At 49.6% G+C, this 22,128-nt stretch carries 8 protein-coding genes, 2 tRNA genes, 3 rRNA genes and 1 pseudogene; 7 read left to right on the top strand and 7 right to left on the bottom strand.

What is annotated here, in order from left to right:
- Positions 1-53 precede the first annotated feature (53 nt).
- Positions 54-488 carry an alternative ribosome rescue aminoacyl-tRNA hydrolase ArfB gene (arfB, locus tag ACVBEF_RS00170; protein WP_447121920.1) on the top strand — a complete coding sequence of 145 codons (435 nt, stop codon included), beginning with the start codon at positions 54-56 and terminating at the stop codon, positions 486-488.
- 2 nt (positions 489-490) lie between these two features.
- Here the strand turns inward: arfB and ACVBEF_RS00165 are convergent, their stop codons facing one another.
- Entirely contained in the window at positions 491-4,540 is a 4,050-nt protein-coding gene (locus ACVBEF_RS00165) for a Pls/PosA family non-ribosomal peptide synthetase (protein ID WP_447121919.1), read from the bottom strand.
- 564 nt (positions 4,541-5,104) lie between these two features.
- Positions 5,105-5,897 (bottom strand): IS5 family transposase gene (locus ACVBEF_RS00160; protein WP_447121918.1). Its coding sequence is split into 2 segments (ribosomal slippage): positions 5,105-5,626 and positions 5,628-5,897, totalling 792 coding nucleotides; the frame shifts between segments, so codons are not numbered across the junction.
- 173 nt (positions 5,898-6,070) lie between these two features.
- On the opposite strand from ACVBEF_RS00160, the gene ACVBEF_RS00155 reads away from it, so the two are divergent.
- Positions 6,071-6,817, top strand: coding sequence for a hypothetical protein (locus tag ACVBEF_RS00155; RefSeq protein WP_447121917.1), 747 nt, complete (start codon positions 6,071-6,073; stop codon positions 6,815-6,817).
- A 70-nt stretch (positions 6,818-6,887) separates the two neighbouring features.
- On the opposite strand, the gene ACVBEF_RS00150 is transcribed toward ACVBEF_RS00155, so the two are convergent.
- The gene (locus tag ACVBEF_RS00150) at positions 6,888-8,015 is read right to left on the bottom strand and encodes an extracellular catalytic domain type 1 short-chain-length polyhydroxyalkanoate depolymerase (RefSeq protein WP_447121916.1); all 1,128 of its coding nucleotides are present in this window, start codon (positions 8,013-8,015) and stop codon (positions 6,888-6,890) included.
- A gap of 748 nt (positions 8,016-8,763) precedes the next feature.
- On the opposite strand from ACVBEF_RS00150, the gene ACVBEF_RS00145 reads away from it, so the two are divergent.
- The 5 genes from ACVBEF_RS00145 (at position 8,764) to rrf (ending at position 14,088) form a co-directional block, all read left to right on the top strand.
- Positions 8,764-10,296, top strand: a 16S ribosomal RNA gene (locus tag ACVBEF_RS00145).
- A 90-nt stretch (positions 10,297-10,386) separates the two neighbouring features.
- Positions 10,387-10,463 (top strand) — tRNA-Ile (locus ACVBEF_RS00140).
- Between the two features lie 31 nt (positions 10,464-10,494).
- A tRNA-Ala gene (locus ACVBEF_RS00135) sits at positions 10,495-10,570 on the top strand.
- Positions 10,571-10,924: 354 nt separating this feature from the next.
- Positions 10,925-13,800, top strand: a 23S ribosomal RNA gene (locus ACVBEF_RS00130).
- Positions 13,801-13,975: 175 nt separating this feature from the next.
- Positions 13,976-14,088, top strand: a 5S ribosomal RNA gene (gene rrf, locus ACVBEF_RS00125).
- Together the 16S, 23S and 5S rRNA genes with 2 tRNA genes alongside form the textbook arrangement of a ribosomal RNA operon.
- A 319-nt stretch (positions 14,089-14,407) precedes the next feature.
- Here rrf and ACVBEF_RS00120 read toward each other — a convergent pair.
- The 4 genes and pseudogenes from ACVBEF_RS00120 to ACVBEF_RS00105 form a co-directional block, all read right to left on the bottom strand.
- A complete protein-coding gene (locus ACVBEF_RS00120) occupies positions 14,408-14,524 on the bottom strand; it encodes an IS66 family transposase (protein WP_447122083.1) in 117 nt (38 codons plus the stop codon).
- 18 nt (positions 14,525-14,542) lie between these two features.
- Positions 14,543-15,343: pseudogene (locus ACVBEF_RS00115) on the bottom strand (IS982 family transposase); the annotation flags it as partial.
- Between the two features lie 365 nt (positions 15,344-15,708).
- Positions 15,709-18,543, bottom strand: coding sequence for an autotransporter domain-containing protein (locus tag ACVBEF_RS00110; protein WP_447121915.1), 2,835 nt, complete (start codon positions 18,541-18,543; stop codon positions 15,709-15,711).
- Between the two features lie 511 nt (positions 18,544-19,054).
- Positions 19,055-22,000 carry an autotransporter domain-containing protein gene (locus ACVBEF_RS00105; protein ID WP_447121914.1) on the bottom strand — a complete coding sequence of 982 codons (2,946 nt, stop codon included), beginning with the start codon at positions 21,998-22,000 and terminating at the stop codon, positions 19,055-19,057.
- Positions 22,001-22,128: the final 128 nt, after the last annotated feature.

The raw sequence follows: 22,128 nt of genomic DNA, 5'->3' as shown, positions 1-22,128 counted from the left end.
TAAGTCGTATCGATCGGTATGAAAAGTAATGAATTTTAATAATAGGCGCAAAGTTGACTACTAACGATCAAAATTTACTGCATATTACCGAGAATCTGACCGTGCCGTTGTCCGAGATCGAGATGACTGGTGTGCGGGCGCAGGGGCCGGGCGGGCAGAATGTGAATAAGGTTTCGTCCGCGATTCATTTGCGCTTTGATATTCATGCGTCGTCGCTACCGGATATTTATAAAGAAAAGCTGTTGGCGTTGCAGGATCAGCGCATTACCAAGGATGGGGTGGTGATTTTGAAGGCGCAACAATCACGCAGTCAGGAGCAGAATAAGTTCGATGCGCTGCAACGGTTGCAGGCTTTATTGCTGGCGGTGACGGTGGTGCCGAAACGACGGCGTCCGACTAAGCCGAGTTATTCTTCGCAGCTCAAACGCGTGGAAAGAAAAACTCGGCGGGGTCAGGATAAGGCGATGCGGGGCAAAGTAGTTGTATAGCTTTAACGCCGTTCCGGTGCCGCCGGACAACCGCGCCAGCTAGTACCGGCAGGAATATTTTCCCCCTTCATGACCAGCGTGAGTGCGCCTAACTTGGAGTTGTCACCGACATTCGCGCTGTAGAGCACAGCACTGCGCGGCCCCATATAGACGCGGCTGCCGATGTTGACGTGATCGACTTTCATCACCCGGTCTTCAAATAAATGTGTCTGTGGACAGGCTAAAGCGTTGAGTTCGCTGTAGTCGCCGATGCTCACGCAATCGAACTCGGTGATATCAGTGGTATTGAGATAGACACCTCGGCCAATGTTGGCACCCAACATCTTGAACGCGAGCGGCAGCCACGGCGTGCCGCGTAAATAGGTCAGTAAGTTAGGTACGGCGATGCCTTCGTAGAGATTGGTGACGCCTTCAGAGAGCCAGACAAAGGGCGTCCACATCGGTACGCTGCATTTGCGATAACGTCTTAGCAGCAGCCATTTCATGCAGACGATCCAGACGAAGGTGCCCACGCCATAGGTCAAGCCTGCCAAGGTCAGCGACCAGATCACAGCGCCCCATAATCCAGCGCCAGCTAATGGCATTAAATTTAAAACCAGGGTGTAGCCGACAGCAATGACGATGGCGTGTGGCGAGACGATACGGAAGGCTTCGACCAGGCCGCGCCCGATACGACGACGTTTGGAGGGGCGGAAGGTTAAATGTTCAGGAAAGCCGCTGACTTCTTCGCGGGCCGGAAGATTGATGGGCGGTGAGCCTAACCAGGTGTCGCCGCTACGCATTTGGTCGTTGGCCGGGGCGCGTGTGTGGACGCCGATCAGGACGTTTTCGGGCAGGATGGTGCCGTCTGGAATATACGAGCCGTTACCGACAAAACTACGGCGCGAGATGACGGTGGGTTGCATCCGTATCCAGCCACCATCGATTTGCTCGTCGCCGAGCAGGACGGCATCGGCAATGAAGGTTTCTTCGCCGAGTGTGAGCATGTCGGGAACCACGCCGAGTGCGGTCGAAATCTCCGCGCCGCGACCGACTTTTGCGCCCAGCAAGCGATACCAGAATGGCGCATAAATGGTGGCGTAGACGCCGTGCAGCACACTAAGGCTGGATTCCTGGATTTGATTGACTAGCCATTTGCTGCAATATTTATTGCTGCGTACCGGCCAGCTACCGGCTTTGAGGCGCGGCAAAATACTCCAGCGTATGCCTGCTGAGAGCAGGGCGGTGCAAATGATTAATACCGCTGTGGCGGGGAAGGCCATCACGAAATACTTCGATAGCTGAAACCACAATTGATTACTTTGTAACCAAGGCCAGCGGTCATAGTTGTCAAGCCAGTCGATCAGGATAAAGCTGGGGAATACCGGCATGAAGAACAGCGTGGTAATGAGCAGGGCACCAAGGATGAAGAATACCGATTCGCCCATTTTGCGGGCGCGTGTCACAGCCGGGCGTGGTTGGTTTGAGCTTCGGTCAAAAGCGCCGGTGTCCCGTGCAGGCGAGCCGCTCCAGACCCGATCGGCAGGAAGGGATTGGCCGTCACTGAGGGCTGACTGACCGTCGAGATGGCCGTATTCACCGATGCGGGTGTTGCCTTCCAATACTGCGTAGGAGCCTATGCAGGCTTCGCGTCCAATTTCAATGCGCCCTAGTCGCAATTGACCATGTTCAACTCGGGCATTCTCAAAATTGACAGCGTTGCCGATTGTTGCGCCGTCTTCAATGACTAGCAAATCGTGGGCGCGTAAGGTGATGGAGCCAATGAGGACTTCAGAGCCGATGCGTGCGCCTAAGGCGCGCAGCCACCAACTATAGAGGGATGAGCCGCTCAGTAAATAGCTAGGGGCGGCCTCAATTAAACGATCGGTTAGCCACCAACGGTAGTAAGTGAGGCCCCAGAGCGGATAGCGGCCGGCTTTGACGCGACCGAGGATCAGCCATTTCGCAGCGATGGCAATGCCGAACTCAAAAAATGTGGCGATCAGAAAGACGACTACCGACATGGTGATGGCGCGCAGGATGGAGTCGCCGGGGTCGCCGGTAAAAAAGTGGTAAGTAAAAAAGGGTGCGAGCCATTGCAACATCCGCATCGCGACCAGCCACGGTACGGCGGCGGCCTGGGCTGCGCCGCAGACCCAACGCTTGATGGGGGAGGGGGCAACCCAACTGGTGTCCACTACTGCAGCGGTTTCGTGCTCTTCGGATAATACTTCTGCGATCCGACCGATGACACGGTTCATATAGATGTCGCGCACGGTAACGTGGGCAAAGCGCGGGTCGGTGCGTAATGCAGACGCTAATCGAGCGGCAAGTAATGAATGGCCGCCAAGGTCGCTAAAAAAATCGGCTTGACGATGGATGGCCTGGCCGGGGAAGAGTTTGGCCAGCGCGGCGAATAAGGCTTCTTCGGCTGGGGTTTCCGGGGTGTCTGAACCGGCATTCTTGGCGTCGCCACTAGCCACCGTCAGCGGTCGCACCTTGAGCGCTTTGCGGTCAATTTTGCCGGAAGTCAGGCGCGGCATTTCGGTCATGTATTCAAAAAAACCGGGGACCATGTAGGGCTGAAGGAGTTTGCTCAAGCTGTTGCGCAGCGTTGCTGTGATGAGCGTTGTGCCATTTTCGGCGACGATAAAGGCGATTAATTGATCGATGCCATCTTCGTTGCGCAGTACGACGGCAGCCGTGCCGACACCGGGTTGCCGGGCTAAGACTTCTTCGATTTCGCCCAGCTCGACCCGAAAGCCACGAATTTTGACTTGATCATCGGTACGGCCCAGACATTGGACCCGGCCATCGGCATCGATGCGTGCCAGATCGCCGGTGCGGTACAGTCGGCCATCATGCTCGCCGCAGGTCCATGGATTGGTCAGAAATTTTTCTGCCGTCAGATCGGGGCGACCCAGATAACCAGCGGCAACGCCCGGGCCGGTGATGCAGAGTTCGCCAACTTCTCCACGCGGTAGCAGTTTTAAACCGTTTTCAATTGCCGGATGGATGATGAGCATGCCGTAGTTTGGCAATGGCACGCCGATGGTGACCGGTTCGTTGGCGCGCAATGCGGCCAGACTGGCGGAGACGGTAATCTCGGTCGGGCCGTAAGTATTAAAAATTTGCAGGCCGGGTTTGGCCCAGCGATTGACTAGCGCCTCCGGACACATTTCGCCGCCCAGATTGATCAGGCGCAAGCTGGGAATGTCTTGATTGAACAACGCCAGCAACGTTGGCACGGCGTGTAATACGGTCACGCTGTTTGCGGCCAGCGCAGGCGGCAAGGCTTCCGGGTCGGAGGCGAGTTCTTTGGGGGCGATCCAGAGTGTTGCACCAACTAGATAGCTGATCCAGATTTCCTCGAATGACATATCGAAGGCGACTGAAAATCCTTGATACACACGATCTGTTCCACGTACACCGAGAACCGCATTCTCGCTACGAAGAAAGTGGCAAATACTGCCTTGGGTGATTTCGATACCCTTGGGTTTGCCAGTTGAGCCGGAGGTGTAGATGACGTAGGCGGGATGCGTACTGAGCACGCCGGAGCGCTTTTGCAGCAGAGCTGACGAAGGCGTGAGGAGATCTTCTGAAGTCCAGATAGCGCAGTTGGGGGTTTCCAGCCGCTCTGAAAAAGCCTCACAGGTGACGATGCCCGGTGCGTTTGCATCTTCCAGACAAACCAGAATCCGTTCGACCGGCGTATCTGCATCGAGCGGCAACCACGCCGCGCCAGCTTTCGCGATGGCCACTTGCATAATCATTAACGTAATCCCGCGTGGCAGCCATAGCCCAACGATGTGGCCTGGCAGTACTCCGGCGGCAATCAGTCTGGAAGCGGCGCGGTCGGCGGCTTGATTAAGCTCTCGATACGTCACGCTGCGCTCGCCAAACATCAAGGCGATCTGGTCCGGCGTGCGTGCAGCAGTGGCTTCGAACAGATCGGCGAGAATTTCATTGCGGATGAGTTCTGGTTGCTGAAGGCCTAGCAGAATGTCTGGATGAATGTGTGGAGTAACTTCAGCGACTAGTGCGTCGATATGGGCAAGCGGGGATAGGGGCATGAAGGGGCGAGGCTGGGCGAAACGAGGATGTTAACACGGTGGTAAAGCTGCATTGTCGTTAGAAATGCAATATCAGTAATATCGTCAGGTTTTCGTCAATTCCACAACAATCGGGGAATTATTGTCAGATAAGAATTGACGTTATCTGTCCACGTATGAATTTTATTATGCGTGTACCTTGAACTAAAAAGTAGCCCTTTGCCTCTTAATATTCCTGTATTAACTCGCTGTTTAATATATTGACTCCAAGGAGCGAGATAAATTTCGCTAAGTAAAAGAAAGTAAGAAAATGCCATCTAATGTAGAAAATCTGTCATTAACTTTATTAAGACCTTCAGGATCAAATTCTTTTTATAAAGAAACATCAAATAATGATTCTGTTGTACTAAAAAAATTAACTAATGCTGCCAATTTGCCTGATTGTGTTCGTTCCTCATCTACAGGTCTGATGGGGCCAAAGCCAGTGCCGCGCTCGAAAGAGTTGATGGTGAAGTCTCGATTTATTAGCTCAAAACCTATCTTGCCATATAAGCCACTTCATCTTAGAACCTATTCAAAATCTTTTCAACATCTTTTCAAGAGCAAAACGAGAAATGCCAAATTGACGAACTGAAGGCTGGTGTTAAGTTGACGTTCACAGTTCTTCCACAGCCTTCTGCATTTCTCAAGCCATGCAAAAGAGCGTTCCACGACCCAACGCTGAGGCATCACAGCAAAGGTATGAAGCTCATTGCGTTTGGCGATGCTCACGGATGCTCCCAATATTTCGCGTACGCCATCGGCAAAAGGCTCTCCGGTATACCCTCCATCGGCTAGCATATTAACGACTTTGGATAATGATTTTTTGTGTCGTCTCAGCGCTTCCAAAGCGCCTTTTCTATCCGTCACATCGGCCGTTGTCACTGAAATCGCATGCGGTAAGCCTTGGGTATCAACCGCAATATGGCGCTTGATACCCGATACTTTCTTACCGGCGTCATATCCCTTGTACTTTGCCGTATCCGTATTTTTAACACTTTGCGCATCAACGATGACGAACGTGGTCAACGCGCTCCGTCCATTGCTGATGCGGACCACGCCAACTACATTTTTTTAAAGCCTGCTCAAGCAGGCTTAGTCCATCTTCCGACGGCTTCTCTTTCCATAGTTGAAAGTAGTAATACACCGTGGTCTTCTTCGGAAAGTCGCTTGGAATCATATCCCACTGACACCCGCTTTTAAGTAGATACAGAATCGCGCAAAATACGTCGTACACATCAATTTTCCGTGGCTTCGTTCGCTTCCGAGCACTCATCAAGAGCGGCGCTATCTGTTCAAACATCTCGCGGCTTATATCGCTTGGGTATTTTTTTCGCATTTAAACAAAATACATAATTTCAGCCTCATTGGCAAAAAGATTTTGAATAGGTTCTTAGATTGGGAGGTGAGCTTAAAGCCCAACCGATAGTAAGCCCACGGAAAATCCTCGGTAATGTTGAGGATATAGTTTCTGTGATTTATATGCCTTTTTGTGACGCCTCCACATTAGATATGGCAATTAACGAAAATATGCCTCGCACAGCACAGGGTAAGGTAGTTTTACCCATAGTTTTTCCAGGGACATATCAAGAGTTTTCAAAAACTTTTTCTGAATATAGATCTTGTGAGATGAATTCAGAACTCTCGGGTGAGAGTTTTGAAAAAGTAGTTGCAAGAAACCAGGCAATAGTTCAATTACGTGCAATATCGTTAGCTGATTTGGATGGGACGAAGCTGGAAAATATATATGTTTCGGGACACGGGTTAGATGGATATTCAGCAATTTTGTCAGTAAGTAGTACTGGAATAACCGTAGAAAAAACCGCTGATCAACTTGTTGCAGATTTGAATGATTTTTTACTTAAACATAAGCAAAAAATCGAGCTTCGCTTAACAAGCTGTCACAGTGCAGATAGAGAAAGCATTAACTCTTTCGAGCCATTGGCCATTGCGGAAAACGCACGTTCTTACGGCGGATTAAAACCCTTTGCACAGCATGTAGCCAATGCATTGGATTTAGCTGAACTCAATCATGTAGATGCTATTGGTTATCCTGGCTTAGGCGTCAATACCACGACGAATGATTTTCATCGAGCAAGAGTGCTGGAGAAAGACAGTGAACCATTGGACTATGGCTCTCTTCAGAGGGCTAGTTGCGTAAAGCGCAAGTTCGTAGCTGAAACCTCAGGGAAAATTGTTCCAAAGAAAATTTATCCTATCCCTCAACCGAGAAAAAGCAAAACAACCACTACCGGTTAGGGCATGGAATAGGATTTTTCGCAAAAAATAATTACTGTTCATCTCTGCAGTATTTTTGCCTCTGCACCGCTCAAATAGCCGTAACGCGCCGGTGACGTCTGAAAAAATCCCATAGCATTTTGGTGGCGTCAGGGCCGGCGCAGGCGTTGTAGCGGATTGCACAGTCGCCGCCGCTCCAGGCGTGACCGAGTTGGGATATTTCACAGACTTTGACTAATAACTTATCGGCCTGGTAGTAGTCGTGGATTGTGTACGCGTGGCGCGGGTGACGGCTGTTGGCAGTGCTGGCGGCTTTTGTGGTGATGGTGGCTTCGGTGTCGGTAGTGAGGTGATTGAGAGCTTTGAATTGTTGAGTTAATTGAAGCGCGTTAACGGGGCGCACGACTTTGTCTTCCAGGCCGTGTATTAACATGACGGGCATTGTTGGAAATTCGAGGTGCTTTTGGACGATGCTGCCAATTGTTGCCGCGAGCGTTTCGATAGCACCCCGTTGCATGACGCCATACGCGCTGATAAGCGAATGGCCAGCGCCGAACGTGGTTCCCGAGTGAATGCCAACAGCGCTAATCAAGTGCGGATAGTTGAGCGCTACGATAGAGGCCATTGATGCGCCGGAGGATAGGCCTGCAATATATACGCGGGTCTTATCGATTGGGTATTTGTCGCAAGCGATGCGAATGATGGCTGCAATACGCCTGGCATCACCACCACCAGCCTGGGTTTCTCGGTTGTACCAGTTCCAGCAGCGTTTTATATGGCCTATATAGGATTGCTGTGGGTAGAGCACGGCGAAGCCTTGTTTTTCTGCAAGCGCGTTCATGCGCGTACCACGTGCGAAATCATCGACGTTTTGATTGCAGCCGTGCAGCATAACGACCAGGGGGATTGCTAATGCGGATGTGGATGCGCTGCTGGGTAGGTAGAGCCAGTACTGTATGCGGCGTCGGGTAACCGGGGCGCGTTCTGTTGCTGCGTAATAAAACGATAGCCATTGTCCGGCTAACGGGGTGGTGGATGCGGATTTCGTTGCTTTACTGGTAATTAAAGTAATTTTTCCGGGCGCTGATTTCGTGGGGGTTGATTTTTTTGATGCGGGTTTGGCAAGGAAGGTTTTAATTATTTTTTTATTTTGGCTTTGTTGCGCCTTGCTGAGGCTTTTGACGCTACGCAACCACAATCGACTGAGAGCTTTTAGCATGATGGACGCTTTATCAACAGGAAAGAACTTTTAGTGTAATGGGAATTGTCTAATTTTAGGGGTGCTGGATTTCGGTGATGTTTTCTGGCGTACTAATTGTTGATTACTAATATGGGTGGTGTATCTTCTTTTGGATTAGGTTTCGATGGTTATGCCCCAAATAAAGACGCGTGAATGAATGGCATTGATTCGGTTATTAAAATTTTAAAAGATAATAAGAAAATTCCTTGCTAGTGCGGAAATGTCTTGCTATAGTTCGGCCTCTGTTGAAAAGGACGCGAAATAAACGAAACGGCGCAAGCGGTTTTGGTGCGAAATTGGAGGCGGAACGAGATTGTAAAAGTGGGTGTTTTAAGTGGGAAAGTTAGGTTGATTTAGTTTTAGATTGTTAATCAGAAAGTTGATTAAAATGATTTAAAAAGAGGTTGACGCAAAGCTTGAAACGCCACATAATCTCATCTCTCTGCTGCTGACGAACAAAACGCTTTGTCAGTGCTGCGAACACTTCGGTGTAACGCAAAGTAGGGTCAGTTCTTTAACAATTAACAGCCGATAAGTGTGGGCGTTTAATGAAAGTGCAGCGCAGATGACTTCGGTCATGTGCGTATAGCTTAAAACATTAAATGTTCACAAAAGAAGAAAAATAGGATGTTGTTCAGCAATGGATAACAGACTGTCAGTATTTTGAGTGAGCGATAGCAGGACTGTTAAAAGTTCAGCTAGGCAGCAATGCCACAAAACAGAGATTAAACTGAAGAGTTTGATCCTGGCTCAGATTGAACGCTGGCGGCATGCCTTACACATGCAAGTCGAACGGTAACAGGGAGCTTGCTCCGCTGACGAGTGGCGAACGGGTGAGTAATATATCGGAACGTGCCTGGTAATGGGGGACAACTAGTCGAAAGATTAGCTAATACCGCATACGCCCTACGGGGGAAAGAGGGGGATTCGCAAGAACCTCTTGTTATCAGAGCGGCCGATATCTGATTAGCTAGTTGGTGGGGTAAAGGCTCACCAAGGCATCGATCAGTAGCTGGTCTGAGAGGACGACCAGCCACACTGGGACTGAGACACGGCCCAGACTCCTACGGGAGGCAGCAGTGGGGAATTTTGGACAATGGGCGCAAGCCTGATCCAGCAATGCCGCGTGAGTGAAGAAGGCCTTCGGGTTGTAAAGCTCTTTTGTCAGGGAAGAAACGGTTTGGGCTAATACCCTGGGCTAATGACGGTACCTGAAGAATAAGCACCGGCTAACTACGTGCCAGCAGCCGCGGTAATACGTAGGGTGCAAGCGTTAATCGGAATTACTGGGCGTAAAGCGTGCGCAGGCGGTTATGTAAGACAGGTGTGAAATCCCCGGGCTTAACCTGGGAATGGCATTTGTGACTGCATGGCTAGAGTGTGTCAGAGGGGGGTAGAATTCCACGTGTAGCAGTGAAATGCGTAGAGATGTGGAGGAATACCGATGGCGAAGGCAGCCCCCTGGGATAACACTGACGCTCATGCACGAAAGCGTGGGGAGCAAACAGGATTAGATACCCTGGTAGTCCACGCCCTAAACGATGTCTACTAGTTGTCGGGTCTTAATTGACTTGGTAACGCAGCTAACGCGTGAAGTAGACCGCCTGGGGAGTACGGTCGCAAGATTAAAACTCAAAGGAATTGACGGGGACCCGCACAAGCGGTGGATGATGTGGATTAATTCGATGCAACGCGAAAAACCTTACCTACCCTTGACATGGCTGGAATCCTTCAGAGATGAGGGAGTGCTCGAAAGAGAACCAGTACACAGGTGCTGCATGGCTGTCGTCAGCTCGTGTCGTGAGATGTTGGGTTAAGTCCCGCAACGAGCGCAACCCTTGTCATTAGTTGCTACGAAAGGGCACTCTAATGAGACTGCCGGTGACAAACCGGAGGAAGGTGGGGATGACGTCAAGTCCTCATGGCCCTTATGGGTAGGGCTTCACACGTCATACAATGGTACATACAGAGGGCCGCCAACCCGCGAGGGGGAGCTAATCCCAGAAAGTGTATCGTAGTCCGGATTGTAGTCTGCAACTCGACTACATGAAGTTGGAATCGCTAGTAATCGCGGATCAGCATGTCGCGGTGAATACGTTCCCGGGTCTTGTACACACCGCCCGTCACACCATGGGAGCGGGTTTCACCAGAAGTAGGTAGCCTAACCGTAAGGAGGGCGCTTACCACGGTGGGATTCGTGACTGGGGTGAAGTCGTAACAAGGTAGCCGTATCGGAAGGTGCGGCTGGATCACCTCCTTTCTAGAGTTAGTACGGACATTAAGCGTCCACACTTATCGGTATGTTAGTTATAAGAAGAACAGTCATCATTAGGTAGTTGCTAATCAGGACGGGTCTGTAGCTCAGTTGGTTAGAGCACCGTGTTGATAACGCGGGGGTCGTTGGTTCGAGCCCAACCAGACCCACCAGAATCCTACTTGATAACGATACGATTTATAGGGGGGCTTAGCTCAGCTGGGAGAGCACCTGCTTTGCAAGCAGGGGGTCATCGGTTCGATCCCGTTAGCCTCCACCATTTACTTTACTTGGCGCAACGCTGGGTAGATAGGTAAAAAATCAAACCTAAGTCAGTATTTCCGCGGAGTTGTAGCGTGAAATAGAGAAGCGATTTAGGTTTGATCTTTTTAAGATCATTGGCTGTTTGTTCTTTAACAATTTAGAAGAAGTAAAGATTCGTCCGCAATGCGACAGCATTGTGGATGGGTATGATTGTATCAAATCAAAAAGTATTAAAGAGTTCTCAAAAGAGTCTACGAAAGTAGGCAAATGCGAAAACGCTTTGGATACGGCAAACGCTAAAGTAATACTCATTAGTAATATTCTATAACCGGTTTTTAATCGTGAACGCGATTAGAGGCTAACGTTATAGGGACAAGTGAATAAGTGCACATGGTGGATGCCTTGGCGATTACAGGCGATGAAGGACGTAGTAGCTTGCGATAAGCTGCGGGGAGCCAGCAAACAGGCTTTGATCCGCAGATTTCCGAATGGGGAAACCCACCCTTTATGGGTATTGCACACTGAATACATAGGTGTGCAAGGCGAACGTGGCGAACTGAAACATCTAAGTAGCTACAGGAAAAGAAATCAACCGAGATTCCCAGAGTAGTGGCGAGCGAAATGGGAACAGCCTGCACGATTTAGCATCAGCGATAATGGAACACTCTGGAAAGTGTGGCCATAGAGGGTGATAGCCCCTTACATGAAATCGGTGGTGTGGAACTAAGTGTGCGACAAGTAGGGCGGGACACGTGTAATCCTGTCTGAACATGGGGGGACCATCCTCCAAGGCTAAATACTCGTAATCGACCGATAGTGAACCAGTACCGTGAGGGAAAGGCGAAAAGAACCCCGGAAGGGGAGTGAAATAGATCCTGAAACCGTGTGCATACAAACAGTAGGAGCGGACTTGTTCCGTGACTGCGTACCTTTTGTATAATGGGTCAGCGACTTACATTCAGTGGCAAGCTTAACCGTATAGGGAAGGCGTAGAGAAATCGAGTCCGAATAGGGCGTTCAGTCGCTGGGTGTAGACCCGAAACCAAGTGATCTACTCATGGCCAGGATGAAGGTGCGGTAACACGCACTGGAGGTCCGAACCCACTAATGTTGAAAAATTAGGGGATGAGCTGTGGGTAGGGGTGAAAGGCTAAACAAACTTGGAAATAGCTGGTTCTCTCCGAAAACTATTTAGGTAGTGCCTCAAGTATCACCATCGGGGGTAGAGCACTGTTATGGCTAGGGGGTCATTGCGACTTACCAACCCATTGCAAACTCCGAATACCGATGAGTGCGAGCTTGGGAGACAGACGCCGGGTGCTAACGTCCGACGTCAAGAGGGAAACAACCCAGACCGCCAGCTAAGGTCCCAAAGATTGGCTAAGTGGCAAACGAAGTGGGAAGGCTAAAACAGTCAGGAGGTTGGCTTAGAAGCAGCCATCCTTTAAAGAAAGCGTAATAGCTCACTGATCGAGTCGTCCTGCGCGGAAGATGTAACGGGGCTAAGCCAGTCACCGAAGCTGCGGATATCAATTTATTGATATGGTAGGAGAGCGTTCTGTAAGCCTGCGAAGGTGTCTTGTAAAGGATGCTGGAGGTATCAGAAGTGCGAATGCTGACATGAGTAGCGATAATGGGGGTGAAAAGCCTCCACGCCGTAAGCCCAAGGTTTCCTGTTCAACGTTCATCGGAGCAGGGTGAGTCGGCCCCTAAGGCGAGGCAGAGATGCGTAGCTGATGGGAAGCAGGTTAATATTCCTGCACCGTCGTGTGATGCGATGGGGGGACGGATCGCGGAAGGTTGTCCGACTGTTGGAATAGTCGGTTTTTGGCTCAGAGAAGGCTGTTAGGCAAATCCGGCAGCGTAATTCAAGGGGTTGAGACGAGTGAATTTATTCACGAAGCAATTGGAAGTGGTTCCAAGAAAAGCCTCTAAGCTTCAGTCACACGAGACCGTACCGCAAACCGACACAGGTGGGCGAGATGAGTATTCTAAGGCGCTTGAGAGAACTCGGGAGAAGGAACTCGGCAAATTTGTACCGTAACTTCGGGATAAGGTACGCCCCGGTAGCTTGACTGGCTTGCGCCAGAAGGGTGAAAGGGCTGCAATAAAAAGGTGGCTGCGACTGTTTAATAAAAACACAGCACTATGCAAACACGAAAGTGGACGTATATGGTGTGACTCCTGCCCGGTGCTGGAAGATTAAATGATGGGGTGCAAGCTCTTGATTGAAGTCCCAGTAAACGGCGGCCGTAACTATAACGGTCCTAAGGTAGCGAAATTCCTTGTCGGGTAAGTTCCGACCTGCACGAATGGAGTAACGATGGCCACACTGTCTCCTCCCGAGACTCAGCGAAGTTGAAATGTTTGTGATGATGCAATCTACCCGCGGCTAGACGGAAAGACCCCATGAACCTTTACTGTAGCTTTGCATTGAATTTTGAACCAATCTGTGTAGGATAGGTGGGAGGCTTTGAAGCGTGAACGCTAGTTTGCGTGGAGCCAACCTTGAAATACCACCCTGGTTTGTTTGAGATTCTAACCTTGGTCCGTTATCCGGATCGGGGACAGTGCATGGTAGGCAGTTTGACTGGGGCGGTCTCCTCCTAAAGTGTAACGGAGGAGTTCGAAGGTACGCTAGGTACGGTCGGACATCGTGCTAATAGTGCAATGGCATAAGCGTGCTTAACTGCGAGACTGACAAGTCGAGCAGGTACGAAAGTAGGACATAGTGATCCGGTGGTTCTGTATGGAAGGGCCATCGCTCAACGGATAAAAGGTACTCTGGGGATAACAGGCTGATTCCTCCCAAGAGTTCATATCGACGGGGGAGTTTGGCACCTCGATGTCGGCTCATCACATCCTGGGGCTGTAGCCGGTCCCAAGGGTATGGCTGTTCGCCATTTAAAGTGGTACGTGAGCTGGGTTTAAAACGTCGTGAGACAGTTTGGTCCCTATCTGCCGTGGGCGTTGGAAATTTGAAGGGGGCTGCTCCTAGTACGAGAGGACCGGAGTGGACGAACCTCTGGTGTACCGGTTGTCACGCCAGTGGCATTGCCGGGTAGCTAAGTTCGGAAGAGATAACCGCTGAAAGCATCTAAGCGGGAAACTTGCCTTGAGATGATATTTCCCGGGAACTAGATTCCCCTAAAGGGTCGTTCGAGACCAGGACGTTGATAGGCTGGGTGTGGAAGCGTAGTAATACGTTAAGCTAACCAGTACTAATTGCCCGTGCGGCTTGTCCCTATAACCTTAGCAGGTTATAGGTAAGCTAATGAGATATGTGTTTGCCTGAAAAGTGCAATCATACCCAGCAGTGCCTTCCACACCCTTGGGAGGCACTGCAGTAATACAAAACTTTACTTCTTCTAGATTGCGTTTGGTGTTGCCCCATTGGGAACACTCGACACGACAGTTTATGCCTGATGACCATAGCGAGTTGGTACCACCCCTTCCCATCCCGAACAGGACCGTGAAACGACTTTGCGCCGATGATAGTGCTGCAACCAGTGTGAAAGTAGGTCATCGTCAGGCTCTTATTAGAAAACCCTCCCAGAGATATCTGGGAGGGTTTTTGCTTGGCGACCAGCGCTTTGCACGTAGAGAGCGACCATCCTCTTTCAAGTCTCCATCTCCTAGACCGGCCAGCCCCTATGCTTGTAGTCGACTTAGTGATCAGCTCACGAATGACCTTGCAGCCATCGACCGCTTGCCGCTCTAACTTCTTTCAGTGTTTGATCCAAATGCAGCATGGAAGTTGGCATGCTGTTTGAACCAGCGACAATAAGACAGTGACCGCGTAGTTGGAGCTTGAACTCAATGCTGCTGGGCAATCGAGCCAGCTGTGTCGAAACTATTCTGGTGCTTCACGGGTAACCGCCATGAGATTCACCATATTATTATCGATGGGCCAAGTGCCGTTCTCAATATACCTCATTAGTTTATGCCATTGTTCTGTCAGATATAGCAATGTTTTGCGCAGCAATCAGTCGAGTTGTTCGATCTGGTGATCGAGCTTCTCAGATTTGCGACCGAACTGCATGCGCTTGAGTTTGGCGATGAGGAGTTTGAGGTGTTCGATTTCGATACCGCGCGTGGAAAGTTCTTCACGCAACTGCGCCAGCGTTTCCCCCTGCCAAGCAAGGACGACGTCACGTTCCACGGTCATGGCCTTCAAGGTCGCGCACCACAGCAATATCTTTGAAATGTATCCTTTGTCACCAAAGAGCTTGCCAAAGGCTTCTTCCATTAAATCTAATACTGGTTTGCGATCATCGACATTACCAGCAGTAACGCGTTTGGCGATCAGTTCACCGACATGATTAATGACGGCGTGCAATTTGAATCCGAAGAACCAACCAGTCGAACTTTTACCGCGTTGCGCAATCCCGCGAAAGACACGGTGACGACCTATGCGCAAATTGTCGCAGACACGAATAGGCGTGGAATCGACAATCGAAATACCGGTACATTGCCCCTTGAGCGTCTCAAACAAGGCCGGGAAAGCTGCTGCACAACGGGGCAGTAATTCAATACAGCGTTGGTATGAGGGTAGCCCTGGAAATTCACGCCGCAAATGCTGACATACATGATGCAAATAAAATGACTTGAACTGGCGGTAACGCAATTGATGAAACAGCACCACCAATGTCATCAGTTCTGCCAGCGACAAACCGCTAGCGCGAATACGACGACGTTTGCCATCGCTGATCAGTCGGGCATTCAGCTGTGGCTCAAATTGTTGGCTAAAATCGTCCACCTGACAGTAAAGCTCGGTAAGATTATCCATGAGAGTTCCTTGTTTTTTTATCGGTTATTTGTCGCGAAACAAAATCACTGATAATTTGCTTGGAACTCTTCCTTTTTTATAGACGGTTTTTACTTAACTTCGGATTGGCTTATCCCGAACTGAGATTAGGCAGTAACAAGAAAGTGGTGTTCAATGCTGGTAAAGCCGGTGTTGTTCTACCAATGATTTCAAGTGTCGATTTAATCATGGTCAGGCTATGCGGTACTGCAACAAGTGACATCGTTGGTTTGCCATATAGGACTGAACTTCGCGGGATGTTTTTCGCCTGGGTAAACCCTAAAAAGCAACCGGATCTGACAATCAGATCCGGTTGCTATTGATTGCTATGAATCAAAACAGCGATATCAGTCCAAATGAATGCGTATCCCCGCCGATACAACATTATTCAACTTTCCTGCCTGGCCGAATTGTGCATCGTAGTTGGCAAACCAGCCCCAACGCTTGCTGACATCAGTGGCCACACCAATACCAACCCAACCCGTATTACGCGGCAAGCCTATGCCTTTTACCGATAATTGCGTTCCCGCTACGCCATTGTAGTTAGCTGAAAAGTCCAGATTTCCGCCGTCAAATGTATGCTGCCAGGCAGCATACATTTGGACATTACTTTTTCCGCCTGACCAGTTGAACTGTGAATTGGCGCGCACACCTAGCAAGCCAGCACTCTGTTGATACGATTGGCTATTTGCACTCAAGCCAAATGTATTGCCCGATTCATTAAAGTCACCGCGCTTGACTCGGTCATACGACAAACCCGCAAATGGCGTCATGCTGGTATTGCTCGTGAGGGGATGGTCATAGCCCGTCTCCAGATACGCCGACAACACTTGATCAGTGTGTTTCGCATTTAAATTGACGGCTTTCGATCCGACAATCGCAGTACGGCTAACATTACTATCCACCGTTGCAATACCACCGCGACCACTCACGTAGGCATTGACGCCGCCCACCTCAAAAGCATGACGACCATATAGCGAGACGCCAATATTCTGACTTTTCGATTGCCCGCCAAAGCGATTAAAACTCGCTGTGCTGTCCGAATACGCCAAAGCCGCACCAACTATCGTTTTGTCATTCAAACGCGTATCGATACCGAACTGTCCGCCTGACAAAGTTGTGTTTGCACTCGCATAACCGTGCTGTTTTAATTTTCCTGAACTTGCAATGACGCTGCTCCACAGACCGGTTTTGGCTGTAGCATTGCTGCCCAATTGGGCCAGACGGTTCGATAAATCGCGATTCACGGATTGTGATTGTTGAAAGGTCAGTGCTTGTGCCGAGCTGTGAATTTGTCCCGACAAACTATCAAATACGTCCGCTGCGGCGGCAAGATTTTCAGTTTGCTGAAGCGCTGCTGCATTCATCAAAAATACGGCATTCTCACCGCTGGTTTGTCCTGTAGCGACCAGATCGTCTGCTACGCGCAATACTTTTTCAAGATTTTCAGCTGAGTTGGTGCGTGTTGCATCGCTGGCGAAAGCTTGTGCAGCCAACGTTGCTACATCGTTGCGCTTGACGGTTAAATCAATGCTCTTGTCAGTATGGTCTAAAGTGGCATCTAGAAAAAGTGACTTTCCTGAGAATGATTTATCGCTACCAGGAGTCATAAATGAGACCCGGTCAAACCTTCCTTTTACGCCATTTTGTGCCCTCAAAACATTCTCAGTCTTTCCTTGTGCGGTGACATAGCCAGTTTTTTCGCGTGTCGGCGACGTCATGATTAACTCTACCTGTTGTTCTAGCTTCACTTCGCCGCCGACGGTCAACGACGATTGCCATTCCTTTTCTAGCGTGGAGTAATTTTTGGAAATAAAATCGCCACCGATATCTAAGCCTTTCCCAGCCACGCTCACCTTGTAGTCGTTGATAACGCTGCCACCAACCCTACCGTTATCTGCCCGGAACTTACCTATATTGACAGCGACGTCAGAGCGTACCGATCCAGTAAGATTGAGAACGCCATTGTTAACCCGATTGTTGCCCGTATAAGTGTTGTTGCCAGATAACGTGAGTGTTCCGGTGCCTTGTTTGATCAAGCCTGCATCGCCGCTAATATCGTTGCTGAATTCAGCGCTAACATCATTGAAATCGATCACCACGTTTTCGCCAAGCGCCAGACGCGTGTCAAATGCACCTAATCCTTTGACCGCCTTACTAGTATTCAACAAGCCCCAACCATATGTTTTCCGATCGTTCATATCAGTAGCGGTCGACAAAATGGTCTGACGTAGCAAACTATTGCTCATCCACGGATATGCCTCTTGCACCAGCGCTGCCGCACCTGTGACGGCTGGCGTTGCAAATGATGTGCCGTGCACTCTTTCGTTAGTCGTTGCTGAGAAGAAATCGCCCGGTGCAGCCAGACACCAATTGGCTGCGACGCCGCAACGGTTGGCATAACTGGCAATATCGCCAGCGACCTTGTCTTTTCTTGGATCGTATCCCTGGTCGCCGCCAACAGCATTGACTGCGGTCACAGCAAGCCAGCCCTCTTGCAGCGCCTTAGACGCGTCCGGCATTCCGGCATCAGGAGAGGGGTTGAGCTGACTTTCATTGCCAGTAGCCCAGATAAATAACATGCCTTGTTTTACTAAACTTTGATACGCGGATACTAAACCTGGGGTTGGTCGCTCCTTGGTAATGTCGCCACCTCCCAAAGATAAATTGACGATGTTGACACCTCTATCTTGTAAGTCGTAGAACATATCCCCACTGATACTAGATGTTTTAGTATTACCAATGCTGCCGCCAGCTGCACCCACCATTGATACGCCACGAGCAATACCGTTGGTACGACCGCCGATTGCTTCGGCTACCCAAGTGCCGTGCGGGCTGCCGTTACCGATACCCCCATTTTTATACGCTTTTTTTGTTAAACGTTGATTGAATTCCGGATGCGATGTTTGGAAATCACCGTCAACGATGCCGACGGTAACGCCTCTTCCTGTGAGGCCTTGGGCCTGTGCCTGATTGGCCCGACTTGGATCGGTGCTATCGAATAAGTGATTGATGCGCTCAACAGGAACTTCTGGCGTTGGTGTAACAACAGGTCTTGTAGTCGTCGGGATCGTCGCCGGATTGCCAGGATTTTGTGCGCCGCCGCCACCGCCACCGCAACCGATAAGAAGAAGAGAAATGGCGATACATGATGCGTCTTTTGTGGTTTTGGTTACAGACATTATTTATTTTCCAATAAACAGCTTAAAAATAACGATGCAAGCGTTCCCGACCGATGGGAAAACGGCTGAAATTTTTACTGTCAGAGTTAGTCGGTGCGCGGGAAATGTTCCCTCGCCTTAAAAGAAGCACATCAACCAAAACCTATCGGCATGGAGTACATTTTTTCTCACCGGTGACTCAAGCAGGATGCCGTCAAGTTACCGGCGCATCAAAATGTTGGGTGTGATGCGGTGGAAGAAGTATCGCTAAAGGGGGATAATTTAAGAATGGGATTATTCCCAAAAGTGTGGGGTGCCTGCGCGGTAAGGACCCTTTTTCAGACCTGTCAAATGTCGATTTTAAAAATTATTGACCCACTTATTTACTTATTCAGAGCACAAAAAAACTCGCATATAGCGGGACGAATAACCCCTCTGTGATGTAAAACAACCAGACCTGACAGTGCCAATATTTACTTTGGCGGCCATCAGATCCGGTTGCTATTGATTGCTATGAATCAAAACAGCGATATCAATCCAAATGAATGCGTATCCCTGCCGATACAACATTATTCAACTTTCCTGCCTGGCCGAATTGTGCATCGTAGTTGGCAAACCAGCCCCAACGCTTGCTGACATCAGTGGCCACACCAATACCAACCCAACCCGTATTACGCGGCAAGCCTATGCCTTTTACCGATAATTGCGTTCCCGCTACGCCATTGTAGTTAGCTGAAAAGTCCAGATTTCCGCCGTCAAATGTATGCTGCCAGGCAGCATACATTTGGACATTACTTTTTCCGCCTGACCAGTTGAACTGTGAATTGGCGCGCACACCTAGCAAGCCAGCACTCTGTTGATACGATTGGCTATTTGCACTCAAGCCAAATGTATTGCCCGATTCATTAAAGTCACCGCGCTTGACTCGGTCATACGACAAACCCGCAAATGGCGTCATGCTGGTATTGCTCGTGAGGGGATGGTCATAGCCCGTCTCCAGATACGCCGACAACACTTGATCAGTGTGTTTCGCATTTAAATTGACGGCTTTCGATCCGACAATCGCAGTACGGCTAACATTACTATCCACCGTTGCAATACCACCGCGACCACTCACGTAGGCATTGACGCCGCCCACCTCAAAAGCATGACGACCATATAGCGAGACGCCAATATTCTGACTTTTCGATTGCCCGCCAAAGCGATTAAAACTCGCTGTGCTGTCCGAATACGCCAAAGCCGCACCAACTATCGTTTTGTCATTCAAACGCGTATCGATACCGAACTGTCCGCCTGACAAAGTTGTGTTTGCACTCGCATAACCGTGCTGTTTTAATTTTCCTGAACTTGCAATGACGCTGCTCCACAGACCGGTTTTGGCTGTAGCATTGCTGCCCAATTGGGCCAGACGGTTCGATAAATCGCGATTCACGGATTGTGATTGTTGAAAGGTCAGTGCTTGTGCCGAGCTGTGAATTTGTCCCGACAAACTATCAAATACGTCCGCTGCGGCGGCAAGATTTTCAGTTTGCTGAAGCGCTGCTGCATTCATCAAAAATACGGCATTCTCACCGCTGGTTTGTCCTGTAGCGACCAGATCGTCTGCTACCTTCAATACCTTCTCAAGATTCTCTGCTGAGTTGAGCCGTGTAGCATCGTCAGCGAAAGCTTCTGCCGCCACGACTTCTATGTTATTGCGATAGGTCTTCAATTTCACATCATGAGAATTGTGTAGTAGTTCGCTGTTACTAAGAAGATTTGGCGCTTTCTCCAAAACATCACTGCCATCCTTCTTAAAAGCCAGGTCACTAAACTCTCCGATTACCCCGCCCCTCGCACTTAACATTAAATTAGTATTTCCTTCCGTTGAAATATAGTCGAATGACGTATTATCTTTGTGCCGCGTCACTATCAATTGGGATTCCGGACCGAGGGTCGCTGCACCATGAATATCCAGTGGGGAATTTATTTGCTTTACCAGTGTGGATTTTTCTGAGCTGTAATCTCCAGCGATAATCAAACCCCGATCAGCTACCTGCACGTTACCGTTATTGATGACACTACCAACGCGTCCGTTAGCGCCGCGCAATGTACCTTTTTTAGTCACGTTGACGTTGGAACTGATCGTTCCTGTGATATTTAAAACACCATAGTCAACCTGAGTGCGACCTTCGTAGGTATTTTTCCCGGATAAAGTAAGTGTTCCCTCTCCCATTTTGATCAGGCCAGCATTACCCTTAATATTGTTACTGAAAGTAGAGTCTTGACCTTTGTTAACAAAGGCTGTCACGTTCTCGTCGAGCGCGAGGCGTTTAGCAAATAAAGCTGGCCCTTTGACGGCCTCGCTCACGTTTAATAACCCCCAACCATAGGTCTCGGGTTCGCCCATATTGGTGGCCGTAGATAAAATGGTCTGCCTCAACATATCGCCAGTCATCCAGGGATGGGCTTGTTTCACCAGCGCCGCTGCTGCTGTTACGGCTGGCGCCGCAAATGAAGTACCATTTCCAAATTTCCCAGTCACTGCGGAGGTAAATTGCCCTGGTGCCGCCAGACACCAGTTTGCCGCATCGCCACAGCGATTGGCATAACCGGGTTTTACCGCATGCTGAAATCCTGCACCATGCACGTCTGCAGAAGTGACTGCAAGCCAACCCTTTTCTAGTCCGGGACTATTCAAAGGCATACCAGCCTCTTCAGTAGGATTAAGTCGGTCTTCATTACCAGTCGCCCAAACAAGTAACGCGCCAAAATCTACCAAACTTTGGTAAGTGCGAGTACCAGCACGTGCGGGCCCACCTTTAACAATTTCTCCATCGCCAATTGATAAATTAACAATTTTCGGGAAATTTGGTAACATGAAATCATGGGACCTGAGCTCGACTTTCATACCCTCACCTCGGCCGTTCGCCAAACCCACCATGCTGACATCTGGAGCAACGCCGCTGGTCTTGCCCCCCAATACTTCGGCTACATGCGTGCCGTGGTGATTGCCATTACCTGAACCGATCAATTGAAGACGATCGTCGAATTCGCTATTGCCGGCAAGAAAATCGGTGTCGATGATGCCGACCCTTACGCCTTTACCGGTGATGCCGCTTTCGTGCGTTTTTTTCATCCCAATTGGATCTTGGCTATCAAATGTGGGGCGCACGAAGTCGCTCGGATTAATGACCGGTTTGATTGGCTTTTCTGGTGTTGTCGGTTTAGACGTATCAATCACCGGAATAACTGGTTTTTCTTTCTCAGGCGTCGTAATTGGTTTTTTCGGCTCAGGAGTATCTACCGTTGGATTAGTTGGTTTTGTTGGTTCGGGAGTAGTGACTACCGGTGTTGATATAACCGGTTTTGTTGTGGTTGGAATAGGTGTTGGATTACTAGGATTTTGCACACCACCACCACCACCGCCACCGCAACCGATGAGCAGAAGAGAAATGGCGATGCATGATGCGTCTTTTGTGGTTTTGGTTACAGACATTATTCACTTTCCAAAATACAGCTTAAAAATAACGATGCAAGCGTTCCCGGCCGATGGGAAAGCGGCTGAAATTTTCACTGTCAGAGTTAGTCGGTGCGCGGTAAATTGTTTCCCACGCTTTAAAGTAG

The organism is Glaciimonas sp. GG7 (assembly GCF_052976905.1).
This window is presented reverse-complemented; position numbering and strand designations above follow the sequence as displayed.

Coding starts and splice junctions, on each gene's coding strand:
- ACVBEF_RS00165 (WP_447121919.1), bottom strand. CDS start 4,540: ATGCCCCTATCCCCGCTTGCCCATATCGACGCACTAGTCGCTGAAGTT.
- ACVBEF_RS00155 (WP_447121917.1), top strand. CDS start 6,071: ATGGCAATTAACGAAAATATGCCTCGCACAGCACAGGGTAAGGTAGTT.
- ACVBEF_RS00150 (WP_447121916.1), bottom strand. CDS start 8,015: ATGCTAAAAGCTCTCAGTCGATTGTGGTTGCGTAGCGTCAAAAGCCTC.
- ACVBEF_RS00110 (WP_447121915.1), bottom strand. CDS start 18,543: ATGTCTGTAACCAAAACCACAAAAGACGCATCATGTATCGCCATTTCT.
- ACVBEF_RS00105 (WP_447121914.1), bottom strand. CDS start 22,000: ATGTCTGTAACCAAAACCACAAAAGACGCATCATGCATCGCCATTTCT.